Below are 24674 nucleotides of genomic sequence, written 5' to 3'. Positions count from 1 at the left end.
TAAAATCTAAAATCTAAAATCTAAAATCTAAAATCTAAAATCTAAAATCTAAAATCTTAGTGATTATATTCAATTCCGCTGCTATGAGTATGTTCTTTTTTTGCTTTGTAAGATTTTGAGATTTGTTTATAGCAGGCTGTAGTCAATAGAGGCAATGCCAAACTTCCTACCACCGCTGCTGTTTTATTATGCCCAGTTTTTTTAAGTACAGCACCAGCTACAAGCGCTCCGATTCCCGCGCAAACTAGATTTTTTACTGATAATTTTGAAGCCGAAGCTGGCGTAACTCCATGTAATAAAGGATCTATAAAATTCAAATTTTCCATAATTATTTATAATTTATTTCATTAAACTGTAATTGTATTAATTTGAAAGCTTTTCGCTCTCAGTTTCATTCTCAATTTTTTCAATTTCTACCTTTTCTTTCTTGATCGCTTGTCTTAGCAAAGCAAAAAGACTCATGTAGATATTTGCCATAAAAACCAGCGAGAATCCTGCCAAAATGTAGCCACGCCAGTCATTTAACAAAAGTTTATAATCGCAAAGCGCTAAAAATGCAATTGTGACATAATGACTGAAACAATATTCGCAAGTGAACAGATAAAATGCCTTACGTGACCAAATTGTTCTATCAAATTTTGAATGTTTGACACACCATTCTCTAGGCTCCCTAAAGATTTCTTCATGCGTGACGGTCCAGCTGATACAGGAAATTGGAACAGCCAACACAAAAAGCCATATAATTTGAGATGTCAAATCCATATTTGATGATGATTATTCTCTAGGATGATTTTCTGGATAATGCTCTGCATCAAAATCATCTAGATCTTTTGTGTCATCGTCATCAAAATCGCTATCTTTTTCTGCATCTAAATCAGGATCATAATCTTCGTCGAAGTCATTTTTTCGATCATCATTTGTAATGGCATCATCTTCGTTTATAATACGTTCCTGATTCGGAATATTTTCAGACCTTACATTGCTGTTGCCTTCATAATCGGTTGCAGGAGGTTTTTGGTCTTCAATAAATTCTTCTTGATATTGATACGGATCTTCGTCTCGCGCATAATTATCATTATCAACAAGCGTATTTTGATCGATGTAATCAGGATCGCTTTCACCAAATTCGTGTTGGTCATATTTTTTTAAATCTTGTTTGTAGTGATCCTCATTTGAAGAGCCATCTACAAGAATATTTTGATCAATATAATCAGGATCGTGCTGATTATAGTCGGGGTTGTGATACTTTTCCATAACAGTTTTTTTATATTGTTGTTATTTACTCTTTAACTTTTTTGCCTCTACTTTATCAATTGCAAAAGTTTGTATTTTACAAATTTACCAAGCTAACGAGCCGAAGCCCTTACAAGAATATTAATTATAGTTGCATAATTAACAGTTACTTATAATATAAGTATTTTGAAAAATTCTGTAAATTTTTACGCCGTAAATGATTTTACTTTGAGGTAATAATCTTTAATTCGATTGCTATGGCTTCTCAAAAAGTTACTGAATGCTGTAATGTTCTAATTGAAAAAAATCTTACTATAAGCTTTGTAGAAAGCGCATCGGCTGGAAAAATGTGTTATGAATTTTCGACTGTTTTTAATTCGGGCCGAATTTTAATTGGTGGAATGGTTTGTTATCATAGTTCAATGAAGGAAGATCTATTGCATATACCATGGGGAACGATTGAGAAATACAGTGCCGAATCTGCAGAGGTGACAAAACTTATGGCGGAGCGTTTTTCTCATTACATGAATTCAGATATCTGTGTAGCCTTGACTGGACTTACAACTCCCGGAGGCAGTGAAAGCGAAGAAAAACCAGTAGGAACTATTTTTGTACATATTGTTTTTCAGAATAGTGAAATAGCAAAACAATTTTATTTTGATGGTTCGCCAGAAGATATTATTAATCAGGCAATTGATTCAGTTTCAGAATTAATTTTGAAAGAAATAAAGATTGATTGTAAAAAAAGTATGAGTTAGTGTACTGATTTAAAAATAGTTATAAGTAATATTTTACAATTTTGTACTGAATTATAACACTTAGTTATATTGTATTAGGCAAATTGTAAGAAAAAAAAGAAGGTATTGCGTAATATTGCGTTTAAGCTTTTATGACATTAAGCTTTTGAATAAATTTCCTAAATCGTTTACCACCTATTTTTTTATGTTCCTTAAACTTACCTCTACTCATGTTCATTTTACTTATAGAAAAAAGAAATGGCGCTATAGTTTTGATGAAATAATTGAACTTGGTTTAATTCGGAAAAAGAAAAACTATTTTTTTGTCAATTTTTTATTTTTCCTAGTGACTATTGCGGCATATTATTGTATGTTTTTTACAAAAATAAAAGATCTAAATTATATTATTCCTGCTCTCATAGCCTTTAGTATTCTCATCATCATACGATTTCATAATTCATCTGAATTCGATTATTATGTGATAGTGCGGGATTGTTACCAAAAAGAAATTGTCATAAAAATTAAAATTGAAGACAAAAATTGTGTTGACAAACAAATTACTGAATTTTCAAATCTTCAATTTGAACGGATAACAAAAAAAACTGCATAATTTTTATAATATTAAAATGACCATCTCAGGAATTCCCCAGTACGATCTAGCTTTTATCGTTATTGCTGTCGTATATGGGTTTATTATAACTACTAAGAAAAAATAACGACAAAGTTGCTTTATTAGCCTACAAATAAAGTAGCTTTAAAACCCATTTAAAATTCGGTTTAGCTACAATACTAAATTTAGTATTGGGCTGTATTTGCTAAGCCAGATCTCAAATCACAAATATGGCCACTTCAATTAAAAATAAAATCAAGAGTATACGAGAATTAAAAAATTACACACAGGAATATATGGCAGAACAACTTGGCGTGACACAGGCTGGTTATAGTAAAATTGAGAAAGGTAAAACCATTTTATCGTATGTTAAATTAGTTGAGATTGCCCGTATTTTAGAAGTTAGTGTAGAAGATATTTTAAGCTTTGATAGTGAAAGATACTTCAGCAGTTTTAATAAGGTTATAGGAAACAATAATGGAAGCATTTTGATCAATACCGAAGAAAATTCGGCAACATTAAAATTGCTCTATGAAGATAAAATAATGCTTTTAGAAAAACTTCTCGCTAAAACTGAAGCTGAATTAGAACGCTACAAGGAAAAATTTGGAACATTTTAATTTTTTAGAATGATGCTTTCTGTCAATTTCAAAGCAAAATTTCATCGATACTAAAAATCATTATTTATAGTGATGTGTAAAATTCATTTGTATTATAATTTTACAACGGAATAATCATGGAAATGGGTATTATAATTGCCGCTAAAAAAGCGGAAGAGCTGAGTAATGGTGCCGCATATGTTGTTTTTGGGGGAACAACCGCGGCAGTCATTATTGGCGAAAATAAAATGGTATCGTTCAAATATTCTTTTGGCTGGTTGTCACTTAAAAAAAATCAGCATTCATTTGCACAAACATTAATCTACCAAGCCATTTTCGACAGCGTATTTTACAAGACCTGCCGTATTTTTTGCATTTAGTTTTGAGAGTAAGTTTCGGCGGTGTGTATTTACAGTATTGAGGCTGATAAAAGTTTTCTCAGCAATTTCGGCAGTATTGTATTCGTGAGCAATCAAAACCAAAATTTCTTTTTCGCGCGAACTCAATTCGGTTAAAACAGAAACTTGTTTTTCAATTTTTAAATGATTCGCTAAATATTTTTCTTCTGTTTCTTCCGAATAATAATTTTCACCCGAAGCAATAGTGCGTATTGCTGTTAACAATTCTGATTTTTCAGCATTTTTCAGCAAATAACCATTCACGCCAATTCGGATTAATCTCGAAATAATCTTGACATTGCTGTGCGTGCTTACCACTAAAATTTTTACTTCAGGAAAATCTTTCTTCAATATTTTGCTCAATTCAATTCCGTCCATTTCAGGCATACTGATATCGAGAATAACCAAATCTGGTTTTTTGGTTTTAATGATTTCTAAAGCTTCAATTCCGTTTACAGCCTTTCCAACAATGTTTATTTCCGATTCTTGTTCCAATAGCGAAACAATTCCTTGTAAAAACATGGTATGGTCATCGGCAATAAGCAGGTTGATTTTTTTCATTTTCAATAGTGTTTGGGTTAAAATCGGATTATTAATTAATAAGCTTATTTTTTATCTGAATTCCCTGAACTGGATTTTTCTTGACAGTAGAATGTTCCAAAATCGGAATTTCAATGTTAGCAATTGTTCCTCTTTTTAGTTTTGAATCCAAGGCAAAAGTTCCGTCCAGCTTCGCAATTCTCGCTTCTAAGTTAATAAAACCGATGCCTCGAGAGTAATTTTCGGTATTAAAACCAATACCGTTATCTTCAAATAAAATATTCAAAGAATTATCGATGAGGTTAAATTGCAACTCTATATTGGACGCCTTTGCATGCTTTATAGTATTCGTCAAAAGTTCCTGAACAATTTTAAAGCTTTCAATTTGAATGGTTTCATCCATTGCATTTATTGCTGTTTTAGGATATGTCGTAAATGAAATTTTAATTTTGCTGGCTTCGCTGATGTTATTCAAATAGGACTCTAAAACTTCGCAAAATTTATGATTGCTGAATTTCTTCGGAATCAAATTATGTGCTAAATTCCTAACCTGCTGATAGGTTTCATCAAGTTGCGTGCTGAGGTTTTCTACATTTGACAAATTCGATTTGCTTAAATTGTTTAACTGCAGTTTTATTGCTGCCAAATTACCGCCAATGCTGTCATGTAGTTCCTGCGAGATGCGTTCACGTTCTTTGTCTTGACTGCTAATTGAAGCTTTTATTAATTTTAGTTCCTGGTCTTTTAAAATTCCATCGATTCTTTGTGTACTGATTTCAATTTGTTTTGCATTTAGCAAACGCTGGTTTTTCAAGCGATTTCGGTATTGAAATGAAACTCCGGCAATTGGAATTAAGATAATAAGGAAGGCTAAAATCGTAAAAGATCTGTTTTTCTTTTGTTGCGAAATTTCAAGTGTTTTTAATTGCTGATCTTTTTTTAGAAGCGAAATTTCATGTCGTTTTTTGTCGCCAGAATTTTGTAAAAACAATATGGTGTTTTCATTTATTTTCTTTGTGATTTCTTCCCGAAGCTCCATATTTTTTAAAGCTTCAGCTTGATTCGCAACAGTCAGTTTTTTAGTTTCGTTTTCAAATTCAAGCTGTTTTATTGCTTTTTCTTTTTCAGAAGTATTGTATTTGATTTCGAGCTCACTTATCTCTTTCCTTTTCTGAAGATTATTAATAGAATCCTTAATCTGATTTGATTTTCCTAAATAATTGTAAGCATTTTTATAGTCGTCCTGTGCAACAGCAATCTTTCGAAGTTCATCATAAAAATGAATTTGATCCTGAAGAAAACCAAATTGAACTGCCTTCTGAATTCCTTCAGAAAAAATGAGTTTTGCTTCGCTGTATTTTTTTTGATCAATATAAACATCGGCAACATTTCCGCGGGCGATTACTGCAATTTGGTTCAGTTCACTTTTGTCGGCTATCACAACCGCTTCCTGATACATTTTTAAAGCTTCATCAAGTTTGTGCTGTAGTTGATAATTTGTTCCAAGCCCAAGCAAAATAACGGCTCTACCTTGATTGTTATTCGTTTTTTCGCAAAGTGTTTTTCCCTTTTTATAATAAAAGTTGGCATTTTCATATTCCTTCAATTCCGAATAAATATCACCAATATTGATGCAGCTTCCTAGAACAATTTCGTCATCTTCTTTGTATTCGAGGCATTTTTTAAAAAGTTCTAAAGCTTTTTTATAATTGCCCAAATCGCTGTATGTTTTCGCCAAACCGTGCGTGTGTGTGTAATAGAGATTTTTCTCGTTGTATTTTTGAGAAACTTCAATTCCTTTAATATGCCATTTTTTGCTCTCTTCAAGCAAACCGCGTTTTTTGTAATTGAGTGCCATCAAATTATAACCCAAACTAAAAAGTCGGTTTTTGAGCGAATCATTTGGAGTTGTATTAAATTTTAAAGCTTGTCTGGTATAGTAAAGAGAAGAATCGACAAGAGCTCTTTTGTTAAAATAATAAGCCAAAAGCAAGTCAGCAGAAGCCGTAGATCGATTGCTGATAGATGATTTTAACATCGAATGTGCTTTGCTGTACGCCTTTTTTTCAGCGCCTTTATTGTATAAGGCGTAGAGTTCCTTTATGTTTTTTTCTTCAGGACTTAGAATTGTATTTTTATGCACAAGTGTTTTCTTTCCGTTTTCCAGCTGCGCCAGAGCCGAAAAAGAAAAGAACAAGAACATCCAGAAATGAAGTCTTTTGAAATAAGCCACCATAATTTTAATCTGCACTCTAAATAGCAAGAGCTTTGTTAAAGTCTTGTAAATTTGGGTTTTATAATAAATTATGAATTTTAATTTGCGCTTAAAAGTACTACAAATGGATTAAAAAGGATTGATTTTAATTCAACTTTTTGGGGTAAATTGTGATATAATTATCTGCCAGAGATTTAGAATTGTTTTTGCAAAACTTCCAATTCGGCAATAATTAAACCTTTCATAGTGGTGTTTACATAATCTTTAACCTCGGCATATGAAATACAATATTTGCGGGGAATATCCTGCAGATGAATAGGAAATGCGTTAAGAATCTTGTCATAGTAAAGATCTAATTGCCTTTCATTTGGCATTTCAAAATTTAGCTTGATTTGAAACCTTCTTAACAAGGCAGTATCGATGCTGTTATAAAAATTTGTGGCAGCAATAAGTAGTGAATTTGTAGGAAAATAATCAATTAACTGAATGATTGTATTGACCAAACGTTTCATTTCAGCAACATCCTTGTCATCGTTTTCACGGCTTTTGGCAATTTGGTCAAATTCATCCAAAAACAAAACTGCATTTTCGCGAGCCGCTTTATCAAACAGCGCTTTGACATTTTTTGAAGTTTCGCCGATTTTCGCATTGATAATCGTGCTCAAATTCACAATGATAATTTCTTTGTTCAATGCCGTGGCAATAGCTTTTGCGGTTGTCGTTTTCCCACAGCCAGATTGCCCGTAAAGCAGTATTTTATTGTCAACATGAAGATTGTATTTTTTTAGATCGTCAATATAGCGGTGCTCTTTTATTGTTTGTTCTAAAATAGCCTTGTTTTCTGCGCTAAAAAATAGATCTTGAATGGCAATTTTTTCGGTATCGTTTACGGTAAGCTCGTACAGATTCATCTTAATATAATTTGGTGCAAAATTAAGCTTAATTCAGCAGAGTTTCACACCAAACTTTATAGATAAAATTGATTTTTAGATACCTATGTTTTATTTCTTTTTCAATTTCAGTTTAAAAAAATCAATCGTTCTAGTCCATGATAAAGTCGCGGCAGGTTCATCATATCTTGGTGTTGTATTATTATGAAAGCCATGATTTACATTAGGATAAAAGTAGGCAGTATGTTCTACTTTGTTTTTGTTGAGGATTGCTTCAAAAGCTGGCCAGCCGTCATTTACACGTGTATCTAGACCTGCGTAGTGCAACATTAAAGGCGTTTTAACTTTGTCTGCTTCTTCGGCGGTTGGTTGTCCGCCATAATAAGGAACCGCAGCTTTTAGATCTGGTAGTTTAACCGCCATCATATTTGAAATCCATCCGCCAAAGCAAAAACCAACAACGCCCACATAACCATTGCAGTCCTTATGGGATTTTAGATATTCAAATGCGGCGATAAAATCTTCAAGCATTTCCTCGCGTGTGCGCTTCTTTTGTAATTCTCTTCCCGCATCGTCATTGCCGGGATAACCTCCTAATGGAGATAATGCATCTGGCGCCAGTGTAATGAAACCTTCAATTGCGGCTCTTCTTCCCACATCTTCGATATAAGGATTAAGTCCTCGATTTTCGTGAACAACGATTATTCCCGGAAGTTTCTTTTTAGTCTCTGCTGGTTGTGACAAAAGGCCTTTGATGCTTCCTCCACCTTTTGGAGAATCATAATTAATATAGCCTGTTTTTAATCTTGGATCTGTGGGTTGAATTAAAATGCTGTCGACATAATTTGGTGTCATAAAGCTTAAAAGCGATGGAAGAGTAAGTGTTCCAACCGCAAAAATGGATAGTTTTTCAATAAATATACGACGGTCAATTTTGTTGTGCGCATAGTCATCATATAAATCAAACACTTCCTGACTTATGTCTTCCTTGGTTATTTTGTCCATAGCTTTTAATTTTAAAACTAATTTAGGAAATAAAATGATTACTTTTAAATTGATTTTAAATGAAATACTTTGTTGGTTTTTAGCGTTATAAGCTATAATTCTGTAAACTCTTTTGAGAATTGTGTAAAATTATTCTCATTTTTATTTAAGAAATTTGAATGACATTACCCAAAACTGTTTTTTTAATTTTAAATAATCAAATAAGATGAAAAAGATAACCTGCTCGTTAGCGCTTCTTACGATATTCTCAATTTCTTTAAGTTGTTCCAGCTGTTCAAATGACAAAGATAATCCGGCAGATCCAGGAACAGTTACTGATCCGGTTGAAACAAACGATCCGAATAGTTCTTACACGCCTGCATTTGCCGGACAAACTAGAATTAGTGGCGTTAAAACCAATACAAGTTTTCAGGGAGTTGTGATAACTAGTGCATTAGCTAATCCGTGGGGCGTAAAAATGCTTCCAGATGGCCGACTTTTAATTACTGAGAAAGCCGGACAAATGCGTATTGTGACAACCGAAGGAGTAGTCAGTAATCCAATTACAGGACTTCCAGCAGTGAATGCTTCTGGTCAGGGTGGCTTGCTAGGTTTGTGCCTTGATCCAGATTTTGCGTCAAATAAAATGATTTATTGGGTTTTTTCTGAATCTACAACAGGTGGAAATAACACAGCAGTAGCCAAAGGAAAACTTTCGGCTGATGAAAAAACAATTGAAGGTGCAACGGTAATTTATCGAGCAAAACCCGCTAATCCAAGCAATCTGCATTACGGTGGAAGAATCCTTTTTGACAAGACAGGTAATCTTGTTGTAAGTACCGGTGAACGTTCTGTCTTAGAAACTAGACCATTAGCACAATCTGTTGCATCTGGCCTTGGAAAAATAATACGATTAACAAAAGAAGGACAACCAGCGTCTGGAAATCCTGTTTTTACAGGAACTGGAGCATTGCCAGAATTATATAGTATAGGACATAGGAATCCGCAAGGATTAGCCATTCATCCTGTTACGGGAGAAATTTGGGAAAGCGAACACGGTCCGCGTGGTGGTGATGAAATCAATAGATTAAAAGCAGGAGCAAATTTTGGCTGGCCAACTATTACGTACGGAATTGAATATAGCGGTGAAAAAGTAGGAGCAGGGATTCAGCAACAAAGCGGTATGGAACAGCCTGTTTATTATTGGGATCCTGTTGTTTCGCCAAGTGGTATGACTTTTTATACCGGCACAAGAGTTCCGGAATGGGAAAACAATTTGTTTATTGGTGCTTTAAGCGGTATGCATATTGTAAGGTTGGCAATTGAGAACAATAAAGTTGTTGGTGAAGAACGACTTTTGGCTTCCGAAAATCAGCGATTCAGAGATATTACGCAAGGCAGTGACGGCGCGCTTTATGCCGTTACAGATCAAGGTCGACTGTATAAAATTGATAAAAAATAAAAAGATAAAAACGCTGTTGAAAAATTTTCCAACAGCGTTTTTATTTTAAGAAAATTGATTTTTTTAAAGAGATTAGTTTACTCGTCGCCTGAATTTTCAATTGTTGAAGGCGCCTTTTTTCGGATGCTGGTATTCAGGTAAAAAAACAATCTAATGGTATGATTCATATCATATTGGTAACCCGAATACTTTTGCTGATAAAGGTTCATATACCCGAAATCGTAACTCCATTTTGGGTTGATTGTTTTTTTGATTCCAATGAAAAAACGATTCTGATCAAACGTATTGTAAACAGCTTCTTCTCCAAATTGTAGCAAGATTTCATCTGAAAGCACCATTGACGGCCAAGATTCATTATCAGAAATTCGGAAAGTAAAACTCATCAAATAACGAATTCTATTGGTAAAACGCCAATCGCCACTGGGTTTGTCAGCAACTATTTTTTCTTGCCATCGTTGCTCATTTCTTAAACGTTGCAAGATACTCACATTGGCAACTTTGGCATTTAATTGTGCTTGCTGATAAATTCTATTTTCATCTGCAAAAGTGCTCCAATCTGGATTTGAAGGCGCCAGCCACATATGCGCATAACCTGCAGTTAGCGAAACATTTGAATTTGGAATATAACTGAAACCACCTCTTATAAAATAAAAACTAGGATCCTGCAAGAAGTCATTTCTTCTAATATGAAAATCGCCAATAACAGCCCAATGATCTGAAAATTTAGTAACGGTATTGATAGAAACCCAGGTTTGAAGTTGTTGATTGATTTCTTTTTCCTGAGCTTGCCCAAATATCGCTACGGGAAGCAATAAAATAAGAATCCCGATAAAATTGTTTTTCATAGAAATTGCGATAGAAATTAGTTTAAAATTAAATTTCTTTTAAAATGATATAAGGCAATATGCAAACAATAATAGTAGAGTAAAGATATTATTTTTAACGAGAAATTACAACGGTCAAAAAGACATAATTGATTTGAAATTAATTATTTGAAAGTGTTTTTTGAAATCTTTATTTTATAAAACCCAGATTAGATTTTATAAGACAAAATTTCCCCATTTCATTTAATTTAGAATATCAACTTTAAAAGGAATTATCATGAGATCAATATGGACAGGTTCAGTGAGTTTTGGCTTAATTAATATTCCCATAAAAATGTTTTCGGCAGTTCAAGAAAGTACTCTAGACATGGATATGCTGGATAAAAAAGATCATGCAAACATTAAATTTAAGCGTGTAAATGAAAATACAGGCAAAGAGGTGGATTTTGCGAATATTGTAAAAGGTTATAAATTAGAAGATAAATATGTAATTCTCGAAGATTCGGATTTTGAGGCAGCAGATGCCACTAAAACTAAAACAATCGACATTGAAAGTTTTGCTTTTGAAAAAGAAATTCAAAGCATTTATTATGAACAGCCGTATTATTTAGAGCCAGATAAAGGTGCAATGAATGCATATGGTTTGCTTCGTGATGCGTTGCAAGCATCGGGTAAAGTTGGTGTAACACGATTTGTTTTGCGAAATAAAGAAAGTCTCGCTATCCTTAAACCGTATAAAAATGTCATCGTTTTAAACCGAATTCGATTTGAGCAGGAAATTAGAAATACAGATGAATTAAAGTTGCCACCAATGTCTAAAAAATCGACAAAAGAAATGGATATGGCCGAAAAGCTGATTGATCAGCTTACTGAAAAGTTTGATATTACAGGTTTTAAGGATGAATACACGGCAAAACTTTTGGATATTATTAAAAAGAAAGCCAAAGGGAAAGTTCAAAAAACAGCACCAAAATTAAAAGTCGTACACAAGCAAAACGATGATTTAATGACTATGCTGAAAGCAAGTTTGGAAACCAAAAAGAAAAAGTCTTCCTAACTGAATTTTGTTTTCAAAGGTTCAAATTATGGCTTGATGTTCTAAAGATGTTCTAAAATAATTCAATCTCAAAATTTTGTATATTTGTTTAGTTATTGTACTGATTTTTAATAATTTATATTTATTTAAACAAATGAGAACTAGTGGAAATACTTTGCCGACAGCCTCTGAAGAAATGTTTTTAACCGATGGTGGACTTGAAACAACTTTAGTCTTTTTAGAAGGATTTGATCTTCCGTATTTCGCCGCGTTTGATTTATTGAAGAGCCAAGAAGGGTATGAGGCTGTCAAAAATTATTATTTGCGATATTTGAATTTAGCAAAAAAGTATAAGACCAATTTCATTCTAGAAACTCCAACATGGCGCGCAAATCCTGATTGGATTGAAAAAATTGGTTACCCAAAAAATGCTCTAGCAACAATAAACGAAGATGCTGTTGCCTTAATGACCGATTTAAAATCTTTATTTTCAAATGATTTTAATTCTGTACTTATCAGTGGTTGTATTGGTCCGCGTGGTGATGGTTATGTTCTTGAGAATTGCATGACGCCTGAAGAATCTGAGTTGTATCATTCGGCACAAATAAAAGTTTTGAGTGAAACCCCTGTTGATTTTGTTTCGGCTCTAACAATGAATTACGTTGACGAGGTTATAGGCATTGTTCGTGCGGCCACAGTTTTTGGTTTGCCAGCAGTAATTTCCTTTACTGTAGAAACAGACGGCAAATTGCCGACAGGAATGAGCTTGAAAGAAGCCATCAAAAAAATCGACGAAAATACCACTATTCCGCCTTTATATTATATGATAAATTGTGCGCATCCAACACATTTTTTAGCTGAACTGAATGCTGGAAAAAATGAAAATTGGACAAAACGCATAAAAGGTTTTAGAGCAAATGCATCCTGCAAAAGCCACGCTGAATTAGACGAAGCAACTGAATTAGACAGAGGAATTCCAAAACAATTAGGTGCAGCATATAAAGAGTTAAAAGATTCGTTTGCGCACGTAAATGTATTTGGAGGCTGTTGTGGCACTGACGAAGAACATATAGAAGAAATTATAAGTCAAATTAGATGATGATCTAGTTTTGTATAATCTATGGCGAAATGCAAGCTGAAAAGGAGAGAATATAGAGCAGAGAACATTTTTTCTTTAAAAATAATCTTACTTAAAGTAGATTAAAGCTAGAAAAAATAGTAATTTAACATCGCACTCAAATCTGCTATCAACCTTAAACCTTGTTATTCTTATGATTAAAAGAATTTTTAGCGCAGTCATTATTTTAGGATTATTTATTGCCTGTAGTAAATCTGATGATGACGATAAAGTAGAAGAAAAAATCGCTCCAAAAGAAGTCTCATTTGACACAAACCAAAATTCAACTTTAATGTTTCAAGATGATGAAGCATTGGATGTAATGACTTCAGAAGCTAGAATTTACAGTATTTCGCAAGTTATAAGAGTAAAACCGATTGATGAGAAAACAATCGAAGTTTCTAATTTCGCGCCATTCGATATTGAAGATGCTACAATTTTAGCCACGATTGAAGGCAATGCGCAAGTACAGCTTTTCAAAATAAAAAAAATAAGAGCGCATGCCACGCAGACGATGAAATATCCTTTTGTCGAAGGAACTTCAGTTTTTTTAGATGTTGAAAATAAAAAAGTAGATCTTTCTCAATACAAAACCACCGGAGTTGCAACAACCAAAATTTCTTTTGATTTTACGGGAGAAAATGAAACCATCTTAAAACTAAAAAAATTAAAAGCATTAAAATGGACTATAAAATATCATAATTACGACCCAAATAATGATCCAAACAATAATTGGATGCCCACAACTGCCAAAGATATTCGTCGATTTTCGGGTTTAATGTTGAACATGGGAATCGTTTTTGTTTCGGATAATTTCAAACAAGCATTTTTGAATGAACAAATTATAGGTAATGATGGCACAACCGTTTTAACATTGGCTGAAAAAGAGAAAGCTTATAACAATATTTTGAACCATGCCCGTTTTAATTGTGGCAAAGTCGATAAAGTTTCGGGCTTAGGCGGTGGCGCAACTTTGGGCTATGCAGAACATATTTTGCATGATTATATAAGCAAAGATGCGGGCGATATTACGGCGCATGAAATTGGGCATTGCATTGGTTTTAATCATGACTCTAATATGACGTACCCAAAAATGATAAATAATGTGAGCGTCGGAATTAGTCCTGTGATGTCCAGAATCAATAAGGAGTTTTTTGCTGGAGGACTATTTATCGTAAATCTTCAGAATTATTATAAGTCTTCAGATTTTCAATAATTAAAAATACAAAATAAAAAAACCGCAAGTTTGAATGTTGAAATTCGAATTTGCGGTTTTGTTTTATAATAAATTTAATTTCAGATTTTTTTGATCAAAAGTTTATCTTTTTTAAAATTCACTTCAGAAATAATAGTCGCAGAAAAAATAAGGGTTCCGCCTAAAAGAAGACGCCAACCAAGATTTTCGCCCAAAATAAAAAATGCTCCAATAGCGCCAAAAACAGGCTCAAACAAATAAATTACGGCCACTCTTTCGGCAGATAAATAACGTTGCGAAATATTAGAAACGGTATACATATAAGCGGTTGAAAACAAAGCGCAGTAAATTACGCCAAGCCAAAAGGTGTCATTTTTAGGGAACCAATCAGAATGATTTTCAGTTAGCGCAATGCAAAAAGTGAAAAGCGCGCAAAAAGCAAACATCGGTACAATTGAATACAAAAGGTTTTTTAAAGCAGAATGTTTTTCAACCGTAATCAAATAAACTGCAAAAGCAAAAGCGCCTGCAATCGTGTACAAATCGCCAATGTTTATTTCGAATTTTTCTTTGATCGCAATAATAAACAATCCGGTTAAAGCAGTCAACGCCGCCACCCAAATTTTTAATGAAGTATTGGTTTTATAAATCGCTAATTTTAATAACGGAATAATAATTACGGTTAATCCGGCGATGAAAGAACATTGTGAAGCATTGGTATGTTTGAGTCCGATAGTCTGTAAATGAATTCCCAAAAACATCGGAATTGCCAGAATGACGCCAGTTTTAATGGCCTCAAGATTGGTTTCTCTCACATATTTCCAAAAAATAATAGTCAAGACTATAACTGCCAATAAAAACCTGTAAAATAAAAAGATTGCAGGAGAATAATCCCCAATTGCCATTTTTGTAATCGAATAGGAAATTCCCCAGAAAGCTGTTCCTATAATTAGCAAAATCAATAAAAGTCGTTTCTTTTCCATTTTGATCTTTAGGTTTTAGGCTAAGACTTTTTTCATCATCAAATCCGTTTGTTCGTCATCGCCTAATTTGAAAATATGTGTGTCAAATTGCGTAAAACCATTTTTGGTATAAAAACTAACCGCTCTAAAATTCTTTTCCCAAACGCCAAGCCACATATAGGAAACGTTTAATTCTTTTGCCATTTTTAAAGCTTGCACATACAATTCTTGCCCAACATTTTTGCCATGAAATTCTTTTGCAACATAAATACGTTCAATCTCGAGAGCGTTTTTATCTTGGTTTTCAGTTTGAGCATTCCCGGTATTTAATTTTAGATAACCGATTACTTTTTCATCGATTTCTGCCAAATAGAAATACGAAGATTCATTTTTAAGTTCTGAAGCCAATTTTTCAGTAGCAAAACTTTTTTCGAGATATTTTGCCATATTTTCTTCTAAATTTACTTCTGCAAAAGTTTCGTAAAAAGTTTGTCTTCCAATATTCTGAAGCTTTTCAATATCGTTAAGCGTGGCTTTTGTAATTTTTAGCGTATTCATTTTTATTTCTTTTTAATGCATTAAAAGCTGTTTTTTATTCTCAATAAATGCGTAAATTGCATCAATGGACTTACAGCAAATCAAATATTTTTTGGCTCTTGCCAAAGAACTTCATTTCTGGAACACTGCCGGAAAAATGAATATTACACAATCGGCATTGAGCAGACAAATTCAGTCGCTGGAAAATCAGTTGGGTGTTCAGCTTTTTGAGCGAAACAAACGTAATGTCAAACTTACTGCTGCCGGCCAATTTCTAAACGAAAAATGGGAAGTCGAGCTCAATAAACTTGAATTCATTCACCAGTCAGCCCGCCAGATTCAATTGGGCGAAAGCGGCACCATTACTATTGCGCATCCTGATTCAATTTCTGCCTCCATCATGCCGGATATTTTGTCCCGAATTTCAGCGGCTTATCCAAAACTCAAAATAAAATTGGTTCAGGTTCTGTACGAGGATCAGCAAGATTTTCTTCGAAATTATAAAATCGATTTGGCGATTACCCGCGATATCAATAATGCCAAAGATATTGCTTCGGAAAAATTTTATACGGATAATTTAGCCATCGTTGTTCCCGAAAATCATCCGTACAAAACACCCGAAGATTTGACAAAAGAAACACTCGCGTCTCAAAAATTCATCCTTCCAACAAATGACGAAGGAAGCAGTTACAGCGATTTGATTCAGCGATTATTCAATTCTTTAGAAAATGCTCCCGAGGTATATCTTCATTCTGAATTCGGATCTGCCATTATTGCTTTGGTTCGAAAAGGAATGGGAATCGCAATTTTGCCAGATTCTTATCTTTTTCATGAAATTCCCGGAATCCGATTTATAAAAATGCCACTTGAAACGGATTTATTTATTAATTGGCGAACAGAAGATCATAATCCGGTATTGGCCAATGTTTTAAAATTGATTATCCCGTAATTCTTAATTTCTAAGCATTTCGATATGCGGAATTCCGTCTTCGTCATACGGTTCGCCTTGTTCCATAAATCCAAGTGATTGATAAAAATTGGATAAATGATATTGTGCACTAATTCGAATCGGGCTTTTGCCAAATTTTTCCTGACAACCTGCAATCGAAGCTTCCATAATTTTTTTCCCTAAACCCAATCCGCGGAACGTTGGTGCAATTACCACTCTTCCAATGGAAATATCATCATACGATAAACCCGTTGGAAGCAATCGAGTGCATCCAGCCAATTCATCATTGGCATAATATAAAAGATGAAAACTTTTTGGGTCTTTATTATCCAAATCCTGATAGACGCAATTTTGTTCTACCACAAAAACTTCACTTCTTAAACGCAGCATTTCATAAAGTTCCAAATTGGTAAATTCTCCAAATGCTTTAATTGTGTAGCTATAATTCATTAAAAACTATTTTAACCGGTTGGGTGATATTATTTATTTTTTCAATTTTAATCGCCAGTTTAAATTCAAATCTGTGTAAATCTGCTTTAGTCTGTGTAAATCTGCGTACAATACTTTTGTGCATCGATTTTTTCACGCAGATTTACACAGATTTCAACAGATCAAATTAGATTATTATTGAATAAAACTATTTTATTTTTTGTCAAAGATAAAATCAAGAATAATGATATAAAATGCTATTTTTTTATCATGTGATGCTAAAAACGCATTAAAAGAAGGGGTAAAATTGTACAGAACGCGTATGAATACTAAATTACCCCTTTTACTATATCGGATTGCCCCTCATGTCTTTTAAGTGAATATCTAAATTTGTGATTCAAGAATTTGTCATTCCAAATTGATTTAAAGCGTACGTTTTTAAGATTTGGTTAGTGTTAGGGCCGTTCCTTTTTTTATAAGTTTTTTATAAAGAAGTGCTTTAAATCAATTTGGAATGACATTTTTCTTTAAAAACAAACCTTATACAATCAAAAATAGTTAGATGAAGAAAATTTTTTTAGCAGCGTCGCTGTTTTTATGTGCACAAATAAATTTTGCACAAACTAATGAATGGGAAAACCCGCAAGTAGTAGACCGAGGAAAAGAATCGGGGAGAAGTTCGTTTCTTTTATATAGTAATGCAGACGAATTAAAGGAAAATAATCCTAAAAAGTCGGCATTGTATCAAAGTTTGAACGGACTTTGGAAATTTGATATTGTTAAAACTCCTGCACAACGACCAACAAATTTTTTCGAACCGAATCTCGATGTTAGCAAATGGTCGGAAATTAAGGTTCCTTCAAACTGGGAATTGCAAGGATATGATATTCCGATTTATACTAATATTGTTTATCCGTTTCCTAAAAATCCTCCTTTTATAGCGGGAGATTATAATCCGGTTGCGAGTTACAGACGCAATTTTACGATTTCAGATTCTTGGAATGATAAAGAAATTATTCTTCATTTTGGTTCTATTTCAGGTTATGCAAGAGTGTTTTTGAACGGAAAAGAAGTAGGAATGACAAAAGCTTCAAAAACACCGGCTGAATTCAATATTACGTCATTTTTAAAGAAAGGAGAAAATTTAATTGCTGTTCAAGTATTTAGATGGCATGACGGAAGTTATCTTGAAGATCAGGATTTTTGGAGATTAAGCGGAATTGAACGCGACGTTTATTTGCAAGCAATGCCAAAAACGACCGTTTGGGATTATTTTGTAAAAAGTGATTTAGACAGTCAATATAAAAATGGACTTTTCAATATTGATGTTACTTTAAAATACTTCGAAAACAACAAGATCAAAAATCCATCTGTAAAGGTGGAACTGTTTGATAAAGAAGGAAAAATGGTTTACTCTGAAAGCAAAAAAGTAAATGCAAAAGAATCAAATGTAAACTTTTCAAAAACTATTGAAAACGTAAAACAATGGAATGCGGAAACGCCAAATTTGTATAAATACACGATTACGTTATTTGACAGCAAAGGAAATATTCTGGAAGCGGTTTCTAAAAAAACAGGTTTCAGAAAAGTTGAAATCAAAAATGCACAGCTTTTGGTTAATGGAAAAGCAGTAATGGTAAAAGGTGTCAATATTCACGAACATGATGATGTAAATGGACATGTTCCAAATGATGAGTTAATGCTGAAAGATCTTCAGTTGATGAAGGAATTCAATATCAATGCCATTCGTATGAGCCATTACCCGCACGATACTAAACTTTACGATTTATGTGATGAATATGGTTTTTATGTTGTAGATGAGGCGAATATCGAGTCGCATGCAATGGGCGCAGAATGGCAAAATTGGTTTGACCAGAAAAAGCATCCTGCGTATTTGCCAGAGTGGGCGCCAGCGCATTTAGATCGTATTAAAAGAATGTTTGCTTTTGATAAAAATCATCCATCAATTATTATTTGGTCATTAGGAAATGAGTGCGGAAACGGGCCCGTTTTTTATGATGCTTATGATTGGTTGAAAAAAGTCGATTCAACTCGTCCAGTGCAATTTGAACAAGCTGGAGAAAATAGAAATACAGATATTGTTTGTCCGATGTATCCAGGAATCAAAAGCATGAAATCGTATGCAGCGGCAGATAAAAACCGCCCGTATATTATGTGTGAATATGCACATGCTATGGGAAATAGCGGTGGAAATTTCCAAGAATATTGGGACATCATCAACAGCAGTAAACACATGCAAGGCGGATTTATCTGGGATTGGGTTGATCAAGGAATCAAAACCAAAGATGCAAACGGAAAAACATTTTGGGCTTATGGAGGCGATTTAGGTGCTTCAAAACTGCAAAATGATGAGAATGGTTGTGCTGATGGTGTTATCTTTTCAAACAGAACACCAAAACCAGCCTTAAGCGAAATCAAAAAAGTATATCAAAATATTCATTTTCAGCTTAAGGAATCTGATTTAGTAATAACAAACCTTTACAATTTTACGAATCTTTCAGATTTTAATTTCAAATGGGAATTGATAAAAAACGGTGCAAAAATAAAATCAGGAGAATTTAATATAGATGCAGCTCCAACAGAAAGCAAGAAAGTAGCTTTAGATTTAGGCTCCATCGATGGAAATTCTGAATATTTTGTAAATGTTTTTGCGTATTCAAAAGCAGATGCGCCTTTAGTTGCAAAAGGACATGAATTTGCAAGAGAGCAGTTTGCAATTGGAAAAGGTTCCTATTTCAAAAATATAACTGAAAAAAGTGCTTCAAAATTGAAATACACAGTGAAGGGTGATATCCTTTCTTTTGAAGCTGAAAACGTTTCAGGTGAATTTGACATTAAAAAAGGAGAAATTTTAAAATACAATTTTAAAAATGATGTAAATGTAATTTTCAACAATTTCCCAACACCTTATTTCTGGCGTGCTCCAACTGATAATGATTTTGGAAGCAATATGGAAAACAAATTAGTAATCTGGAAAGAAGCTTCGCAAAATGCATCAATTGCAAGTGTGGTTTTGGATAAAAAATCGCCTGAAGGTTTAGTGATAAAAACTACTTATAAATTAGCTGGAGTTAATGTTCCTTACACTGTTGATTATTTGATTCAAAATAATGGTGCAATAAAAGTTACGGCAGCAATTAATTTAGAAGGAAAAGAATTGCCAGAAATGCCTCGTTTTGGAATGCGTGCGAAACTAAATGGATCATTTGATAATTTAAGTTATTATGGTAGAGGGCCATGGGAAAATTATTCAGACAGAAATTCGGCAGCGTTAGTTGGAGAATATTCAGATAAGGTAATTAATCAATACACAAAAAGTTATATTCGTCCGCAAGAAGGCGGTTATAAAACTGATGTTCGCTGGTTGACTTTGAAAAATAGCAAAGGTCAAGGCGTAAAGTTTGAGGGATTACAGGCATTAGGTTTTAGTGCCTTGAACATCTCAACAGAGGCTTTAGATCCAGGCAAAACAAAAGCACAACGTCATCCGTCTGATTTGGATTTAGATTCTAAAGAAGCCGTTTATCTTCATTTAGATTATAAACAAAGAGGTGTAGGTGGAGATGACAGCTGGGGACGTTTGCCACACGATCAATATCGTTTAACTGATAAAAAATATATATATTCTTACATAATTTCATTAGTCAATTGATAAGAATTTTATGTGTATTTTTTTTTTTGCACGAAAACCTATGATTTATTTTCATAGGTTTTTTTTAAGATTAATTTAATAATTGTATTTTTCACACGAATAATTTATCATCTTGATTTTTTTAAGAAAATAAATATTAGATTTTAAAATATACTTAATCTAAAATCCGAAATTTTGAAAACCAAAATTCTATTATTTTTCGCACTATTAGTCCATTTTGCTGCTAAATCACAGACAGAGGGAACTTCTATTCCTAAATTTGGACAGAAAAAATATGATATTGGTTATATCGGCATCAAAAATGGTCTTGCCAATAACGCAGTAACCTCGGTATACAAAGACAAAAGAGGTTTGATGTGGTTTGGAACATATGATGGCGTAAGCAGATATGATGGTTATAATTTTTTAAGTTTTAGAAACGAACCAAATGATTCTAATTCTTTGGCAAATAACAGAATTGTAAGTATTTGTGGTACGCAGAATGAAATTTGGATTGGAACAAAAGGAGGAATTTCTGTTTATAATTATTTGAGCAATCAATTTAGTACAAAGAATTATATCAATGAAAAAACATCTAAAAGTGAAAAGATAGATTTTGTTGTCAATCAAATTCGGGATTATAAATCAAAAATGTACATCGCAACTGCGGGAAAAGGATTGCTCTATGCCGCAGGAGAAAATGAAAATATTGTTCAGATTCCGCTTTTGGTAAAAGGAAAATTAAAATGGGATTTTCACGTACAAGAATTAGATTTTGATGCTTCGGGCAAATTGTGGTGCTCAGTTGCGGGTGTGGGTTTAGTAGCGATGGAGTCTGGGACTAATAGACTTTCTGCTGTTTTTGAGAGTTCTGTTGGAAGTGGCTGTATTTTATTCGACAAATATTCAAATATTTGGATGGCTACAGAAGAAGGACTTTTGAAATACAATACAAAAAATAAAACGCATCATCTTTATACCAATCAGGAAATTCAATATCCCATTTCAGATTTAATGTTTAAAGGTTTCTCCAATGAACTTTGGATTGCCACCAATGGAAATGGAATCGTAAAATACAACTACAACAAAGATTCTTTTACGCTATTAAGTGCTTCTCTTGATGGAGAAAAACTCAACAGTAATGCTGTCTCATCCCTATACTTAGATAATGAAAACAGAGTTTGGATTGGAACGCTTAGAGGTGGTGTTAATACTATTGAAGAGACCAAAAGTCCTTTTGTGACAATTTCTAAAAATGAGCTGACAAAAAATACTTTGCCAAGCGATTTTATTCTTTCGTTATGCGAACAAGATTCAGAAAATCTTTGGATTGGGACAGATGGCGCAGGAGCAAGTTTGTGGAACCGAAAAACAAATACGTTCACTAATTATTCGTATAACGCAAATAATCCAAATTCGCTCAGCAACAACTTCGTTTCTGTAATTCTCAAAGACGATAAAGGAACTTGGTTTGGTACGTACGGTGGCGGTGTGTGTCTCTTTAATTCCCAAACGCATAATTTTAAGAAATACAATCTTTTGAATCCAAAAAATGCAGCAATTCAAAAGAATATTTGGGTAATGTTCAAATGTAAAAAGAACATTTTGTGGGCTGCTTCGCCTGATGAAGAAGGCCTGTATCGATACAATGAAAGATCAGATCACTTCGATTTTGTTGATGCGCAAATACGTGGTATCATTTCAATCGCTCAGGATAAAAATCATCTTTGGATTGGAAATTTCTCAAAGATGTACCGTTTCGATCCTAATACAATGCAACGAAAAGAAATCGACGTAAAATACCCGGTTCGTTCTATCGTTTCACATTCGGATACGAAAATGTTGGTGGGAACAGAAGGGGGAGGTTTGATGATTTTTAATCCAAAAACTTTTGAGAAGAAATTTTTAACCCAACGAAACGGACTTCCAAACAATTCGATTTTAAATATCGTTCGAGACAAACAAGGCGCGTATTGGTGCAGTACCTATAACGGAATATTTGTTTATAACGTTGAAACCGGAAAAATCACAAGTTACCACGATACAGACGGACTTCAGAGCAATCAGTTTAATTATAATGCAGCACTGAGGCTTTCTGCGGGCGAGATTGTATTTGGAGGAATTAAAGGTTTCAATATCATCGACACGAAAGTCAACAGTCAAGTTCACGCTTTTCCAAAATTAATTATCACATCGATTAAAGTAAATAATAAAATTTATGATCAAGATGGGTTAGGCGCTTTTGGAGTTGAAAAGTTAAAACTTCCTTATGATGAATCGATGTTGAACATTGATTTTGCTGCCTTAGAATACAGTTTGCCAGAAAAAATTTCATACGCTTATTTTTTGGAAGGATGGGATTCGCAATGGCATTATGTGGATAATATTCGAAGCGCCAATTATTCCAGAATTACAGAAGGCGATTATGTGCTGAAAATCAAATCGACAAATGCTGAAGGAATTTGGAACAGCAAATCAATTTCGTTGCCAATAACTATTTTGCCACCTTGGTACAGAAGTAATTGGGCTTACTTTTTCTATTTTGTCGTATTTGGGTTTGTGGTTTTTGTGGTAGATAACTATCAACGTGAACAGGCAAGACTTAAATACGAAGTTAGACTTTCTCAGGATTTAGCAAAACAAGAAAAAGAACTAAACGAGAAAAAACTAACTTTTTTTACCAATATTTCACATGAATTCAGATCGCCTTTAACGATGATTATCAATCCGCTGAAGGATATTATTTATGGCACAGAACAACAAATTGACCCCGCCGCAATTGAAATGGTTTACAGCAATTCCAGAAGATTGTTGAGTTTGGTTGACCAGTTGCTGCTTTTTAGAAAAACTGAAACCGAAACCGGAAAACTTAAAGTAGGGCAAATTGATATTGTAGAATTGTGCAAAGAGGTCTTTAGTTGTTTTGTGCAACACGCAAAATCGAAAAAGATTGATTACAGTTTTAGTATTTCTGAAGAAAGACAATTGGTTTATGTAGATCGTGAAAAAATTGAAATGGCTTTGTTTAATTTGATTTCCAATGCTTTAAAGTTCACTGAAAAAGAAAACGGAAAGGTTGCAGTAAATTTAAGATGCACAGATTCTGAAGTCATCATAAATGTTACCGATAACGGTGAAGGTGTTGACGATGCAGACAAAGACAAAATTTTTAATTTGTTTTATCAATCAGGAAAAAATGTCAAAAATAACCGCAAAGGATTTGGTATCGGATTGTATTTGGTGAAACAATTTATAGCCCAACATCACGGAAAAGTAAGCTGTCGCAACAATGAATATGGAGGTTCTGTTTTTGAAATAAGATTGCTTCTTGGGAAAGAACATTTTGGCGATATTGAAATTCGCGAAGATTTAAGCGACAGGACTTTATTTCTAGATGAAGCTTTAGAAGAAACTGCAATTCGTGAGAATGTTTTGCAGAAAATAGAAGAAGAGCCTGAAAATGTTAAAGATGTTATCAAGGATGCCAAAAGTATTTTGGTTGTCGATGACAATGTCCAAATCCGTAATTATTTAAAACGAATTTTAGCCTCAAAATATCATATAACAACGGCTGAAAATGCTGAAAATGCATTGCAGATTGTCAAAAATGTACAGCCAGATTTGATTATTTCTGATGTTGTAATGGGCGAAATGAATGGCGTAGCATTTTGCAAACACATAAAATCTGATCCCGATTTAAAACATATTCCTGTAATTCTTCTGACTGGAGGAACTTCAGAAGATGTAAAATTAAAAGGTGCGGAAGTTGGTGCAGATGATTACATTACAAAACCATTTGATAACGAATATTTATTAGCGAGAATCAACGGAATTCTGACGCGTCGTGACAGTGAACAGAATTATCTGCTTAATTCGGTTACAAAAAATGTTGCTGGGCCAAAATTGTCTGACGAGGATAAAAAACTTCTGGATAAAATCATCGAAATCATTGATTCTAATTTAGATGTTGATGACTTTAATATTAAAGATTTAGCAAGTGAATTAGGAATGAGTCATTCATTAGTGTATAAAAAAATCAAAAAAATTACAGGAAAGTCGGTTTTAGAATTTACGCGAAATGTTCGTTTGCGAAAAGTAGCAACTTTATTAATTACTACCGATTTGCAAATTAGCCAAGCCGCTTCGATTGCCGGTTTTGGCGATATTAAATATTTCCGAAAACACTTTCAGCAATTTTATAATTTGAATCCTTCAGAGTTTAAAAAGAAATATCAAAATGTGAAGGATAACAAATACATTCTGAATGAGAGTTTTTGGAAATCGACTTAGAATTGAAGAAGAAAG

The 24674-nt window shown here is 33.5% G+C and carries 20 protein-coding genes; 9 read left to right on the top strand and 11 right to left on the bottom strand.

The window, feature by feature from the left end; genetic code table 11:
* Positions 1-56: 56 nt before the first annotated feature.
* The 3 genes from H600_RS0116915 to H600_RS0116905 are packed head-to-tail and all read right to left on the bottom strand — an operon-like array spanning position 57 to position 1254.
* The gene (locus H600_RS0116915) at positions 57-326 is read right to left on the bottom strand and encodes a hypothetical protein (RefSeq protein WP_026729897.1); all 270 of its coding nucleotides are present in this window, start codon (positions 324-326) and stop codon (positions 57-59) included.
* A 37-nt stretch (positions 327-363) separates the two neighbouring features.
* Positions 364-762 carry a hypothetical protein gene (locus H600_RS0116910; RefSeq protein ID WP_026729896.1) on the bottom strand — a complete coding sequence of 133 codons (399 nt, stop codon included), beginning with the start codon at positions 760-762 and terminating at the stop codon, positions 364-366.
* A gap of 12 nt (positions 763-774) precedes the next feature.
* Positions 775-1254 carry a hypothetical protein gene (locus H600_RS0116905; protein ID WP_026729895.1) on the bottom strand — a complete coding sequence of 160 codons (480 nt, stop codon included), beginning with the start codon at positions 1252-1254 and terminating at the stop codon, positions 775-777.
* A gap of 236 nt (positions 1255-1490) precedes the next feature.
* On the opposite strand from H600_RS0116905, the gene H600_RS0116900 reads away from it, so the two are divergent.
* Both H600_RS0116900 and H600_RS0116890 read left to right on the top strand, forming a co-directional pair.
* On the top strand, positions 1491-1991 hold the full coding sequence (locus H600_RS0116900; protein ID WP_026729894.1) for a CinA family protein: 501 nt from the start codon (positions 1491-1493) through the stop codon (positions 1989-1991).
* 819 nt (positions 1992-2810) lie between these two features.
* Positions 2811-3200 carry a helix-turn-helix transcriptional regulator gene (locus H600_RS0116890; RefSeq protein WP_026729892.1) on the top strand — a complete coding sequence of 130 codons (390 nt, stop codon included), beginning with the start codon at positions 2811-2813 and terminating at the stop codon, positions 3198-3200.
* Positions 3201-3496: 296 nt separating this feature from the next.
* Here H600_RS0116890 and H600_RS0116885 read toward each other — a convergent pair whose 3' ends face one another.
* From H600_RS0116885 to H600_RS0116870, 4 genes are all read right to left on the bottom strand, one after another.
* On the bottom strand, positions 3497-4138 hold the full coding sequence (locus H600_RS0116885) for a response regulator (protein WP_026729891.1): 642 nt from the start codon (positions 4136-4138) through the stop codon (positions 3497-3499).
* A 31-nt stretch (positions 4139-4169) separates the two neighbouring features.
* Positions 4170-6368, bottom strand: coding sequence for a tetratricopeptide repeat-containing sensor histidine kinase (locus tag H600_RS0116880; protein WP_245176591.1), 2199 nt, complete (start codon positions 6366-6368; stop codon positions 4170-4172).
* Between the two features lie 158 nt (positions 6369-6526).
* Positions 6527-7243 carry an AAA family ATPase gene (locus H600_RS0116875; protein WP_026729889.1) on the bottom strand — a complete coding sequence of 239 codons (717 nt, stop codon included), beginning with the start codon at positions 7241-7243 and terminating at the stop codon, positions 6527-6529.
* A gap of 90 nt (positions 7244-7333) precedes the next feature.
* Positions 7334-8227 (bottom strand): dienelactone hydrolase family protein, encoded by an 894-nt coding sequence (locus H600_RS0116870; RefSeq protein WP_026729888.1) that lies wholly within the window; start codon positions 8225-8227, stop codon positions 7334-7336.
* 205 nt (positions 8228-8432) lie between these two features.
* Between H600_RS0116870 and H600_RS0116865 the strand changes: the two genes are divergently transcribed.
* The gene (locus H600_RS0116865; RefSeq protein WP_026729887.1) at positions 8433-9668 is read left to right on the top strand and encodes a PQQ-dependent sugar dehydrogenase; all 1236 of its coding nucleotides are present in this window, start codon (positions 8433-8435) and stop codon (positions 9666-9668) included.
* A 77-nt stretch (positions 9669-9745) separates the two neighbouring features.
* Here H600_RS0116865 and H600_RS0116860 read toward each other — a convergent pair whose 3' ends face one another.
* Complete coding sequence (locus tag H600_RS0116860; protein ID WP_026729886.1) at positions 9746-10513, bottom strand: DUF2490 domain-containing protein; 768 nt, start codon at positions 10511-10513, stop codon at positions 9746-9748.
* Between the two features lie 256 nt (positions 10514-10769).
* Here H600_RS0116860 and ku point away from each other — a divergent pair, with 256 nt between their 5' ends.
* From ku to H600_RS0116845, 3 genes are all read left to right on the top strand, one after another.
* On the top strand, positions 10770-11549 hold the full coding sequence (ku, locus tag H600_RS0116855) for a non-homologous end joining protein Ku (RefSeq protein ID WP_026729885.1): 780 nt from the start codon (positions 10770-10772) through the stop codon (positions 11547-11549).
* Between the two features lie 133 nt (positions 11550-11682).
* Positions 11683-12627 carry a homocysteine S-methyltransferase family protein gene (locus H600_RS0116850; protein ID WP_026729884.1) on the top strand — a complete coding sequence of 315 codons (945 nt, stop codon included), beginning with the start codon at positions 11683-11685 and terminating at the stop codon, positions 12625-12627.
* A gap of 172 nt (positions 12628-12799) precedes the next feature.
* Complete coding sequence (locus H600_RS0116845; protein WP_026729883.1) at positions 12800-13861, top strand: zinc metalloprotease; 1062 nt, start codon at positions 12800-12802, stop codon at positions 13859-13861.
* An 80-nt stretch (positions 13862-13941) separates the two neighbouring features.
* On the opposite strand, the gene H600_RS0116840 is transcribed toward H600_RS0116845, so the two are convergent.
* Complete coding sequence (locus H600_RS0116840; protein ID WP_026729882.1) at positions 13942-14823, bottom strand: DMT family transporter; 882 nt, start codon at positions 14821-14823, stop codon at positions 13942-13944.
* Positions 14824-14838: 15 nt separating this feature from the next.
* Entirely contained in the window at positions 14839-15360 is a 522-nt protein-coding gene (locus H600_RS0116835; RefSeq protein WP_026729881.1) for a GNAT family N-acetyltransferase, read from the bottom strand.
* A 64-nt stretch (positions 15361-15424) separates the two neighbouring features.
* Here H600_RS0116835 and H600_RS0116830 point away from each other — a divergent pair, with 64 nt between their 5' ends.
* Complete coding sequence (locus tag H600_RS0116830) at positions 15425-16288, top strand: LysR family transcriptional regulator (protein ID WP_026729880.1); 864 nt, start codon at positions 15425-15427, stop codon at positions 16286-16288.
* 3 nt (positions 16289-16291) lie between these two features.
* On the opposite strand, the gene H600_RS0116825 is transcribed toward H600_RS0116830, so the two are convergent.
* Entirely contained in the window at positions 16292-16738 is a 447-nt protein-coding gene (locus H600_RS0116825; protein WP_026729879.1) for a GNAT family N-acetyltransferase, read from the bottom strand.
* Positions 16739-17279: 541 nt separating this feature from the next.
* Between H600_RS0116825 and lacZ the strand changes: the two genes are divergently transcribed.
* Both lacZ and H600_RS0116810 read left to right on the top strand, forming a co-directional pair.
* On the top strand, positions 17280-20390 hold the full coding sequence (lacZ, locus tag H600_RS0116815; RefSeq protein WP_026729878.1) for a beta-galactosidase, LacZ type: 3111 nt from the start codon (positions 17280-17282) through the stop codon (positions 20388-20390).
* 174 nt (positions 20391-20564) lie between these two features.
* On the top strand, positions 20565-24659 hold the full coding sequence (locus H600_RS0116810; protein WP_026729877.1) for a hybrid sensor histidine kinase/response regulator transcription factor: 4095 nt from the start codon (positions 20565-20567) through the stop codon (positions 24657-24659).
* Positions 24660-24674: the final 15 nt, after the last annotated feature.

The sequence above is a fragment of the Flavobacterium denitrificans DSM 15936 genome (assembly GCF_000425445.1).
In the GTDB taxonomy this organism is placed as follows: Bacteria; Bacteroidota; Bacteroidia; order Flavobacteriales; family Flavobacteriaceae; genus Flavobacterium; species Flavobacterium denitrificans.
This window is presented reverse-complemented; position numbering and strand designations above follow the sequence as displayed.

Coding starts and splice junctions, on each gene's coding strand:
- lacZ (WP_026729878.1), top strand. CDS start 17,280: ATGAAGAAAATTTTTTTAGCAGCGTCGCTGTTTTTATGTGCACAAATA.
- H600_RS0116865 (WP_026729887.1), top strand. CDS start 8,433: ATGAAAAAGATAACCTGCTCGTTAGCGCTTCTTACGATATTCTCAATT.
- H600_RS0116840 (WP_026729882.1), bottom strand. CDS start 14,823: ATGGAAAAGAAACGACTTTTATTGATTTTGCTAATTATAGGAACAGCT.
- H600_RS0116905 (WP_026729895.1), bottom strand. CDS start 1,254: ATGGAAAAGTATCACAACCCCGACTATAATCAGCACGATCCTGATTAT.
- H600_RS0116875 (WP_026729889.1), bottom strand. CDS start 7,243: ATGAATCTGTACGAGCTTACCGTAAACGATACCGAAAAAATTGCCATT.
- H600_RS0116860 (WP_026729886.1), bottom strand. CDS start 10,513: ATGAAAAACAATTTTATCGGGATTCTTATTTTATTGCTTCCCGTAGCG.
- H600_RS0116890 (WP_026729892.1), top strand. CDS start 2,811: ATGGCCACTTCAATTAAAAATAAAATCAAGAGTATACGAGAATTAAAA.
- H600_RS0116835 (WP_026729881.1), bottom strand. CDS start 15,360: ATGAATACGCTAAAAATTACAAAAGCCACGCTTAACGATATTGAAAAG.
- H600_RS0116885 (WP_026729891.1), bottom strand. CDS start 4,138: ATGAAAAAAATCAACCTGCTTATTGCCGATGACCATACCATGTTTTTA.
- ku (WP_026729885.1), top strand. CDS start 10,770: ATGAGATCAATATGGACAGGTTCAGTGAGTTTTGGCTTAATTAATATT.
- H600_RS0116910 (WP_026729896.1), bottom strand. CDS start 762: ATGGATTTGACATCTCAAATTATATGGCTTTTTGTGTTGGCTGTTCCA.
- H600_RS0116870 (WP_026729888.1), bottom strand. CDS start 8,227: ATGGACAAAATAACCAAGGAAGACATAAGTCAGGAAGTGTTTGATTTA.
- H600_RS0116830 (WP_026729880.1), top strand. CDS start 15,425: ATGGACTTACAGCAAATCAAATATTTTTTGGCTCTTGCCAAAGAACTT.
- H600_RS0116900 (WP_026729894.1), top strand. CDS start 1,491: ATGGCTTCTCAAAAAGTTACTGAATGCTGTAATGTTCTAATTGAAAAA.
- H600_RS0116850 (WP_026729884.1), top strand. CDS start 11,683: ATGAGAACTAGTGGAAATACTTTGCCGACAGCCTCTGAAGAAATGTTT.
- H600_RS0116845 (WP_026729883.1), top strand. CDS start 12,800: ATGATTAAAAGAATTTTTAGCGCAGTCATTATTTTAGGATTATTTATT.
- H600_RS0116825 (WP_026729879.1), bottom strand. CDS start 16,738: ATGAATTATAGCTACACAATTAAAGCATTTGGAGAATTTACCAATTTG.
- H600_RS0116915 (WP_026729897.1), bottom strand. CDS start 326: ATGGAAAATTTGAATTTTATAGATCCTTTATTACATGGAGTTACGCCA.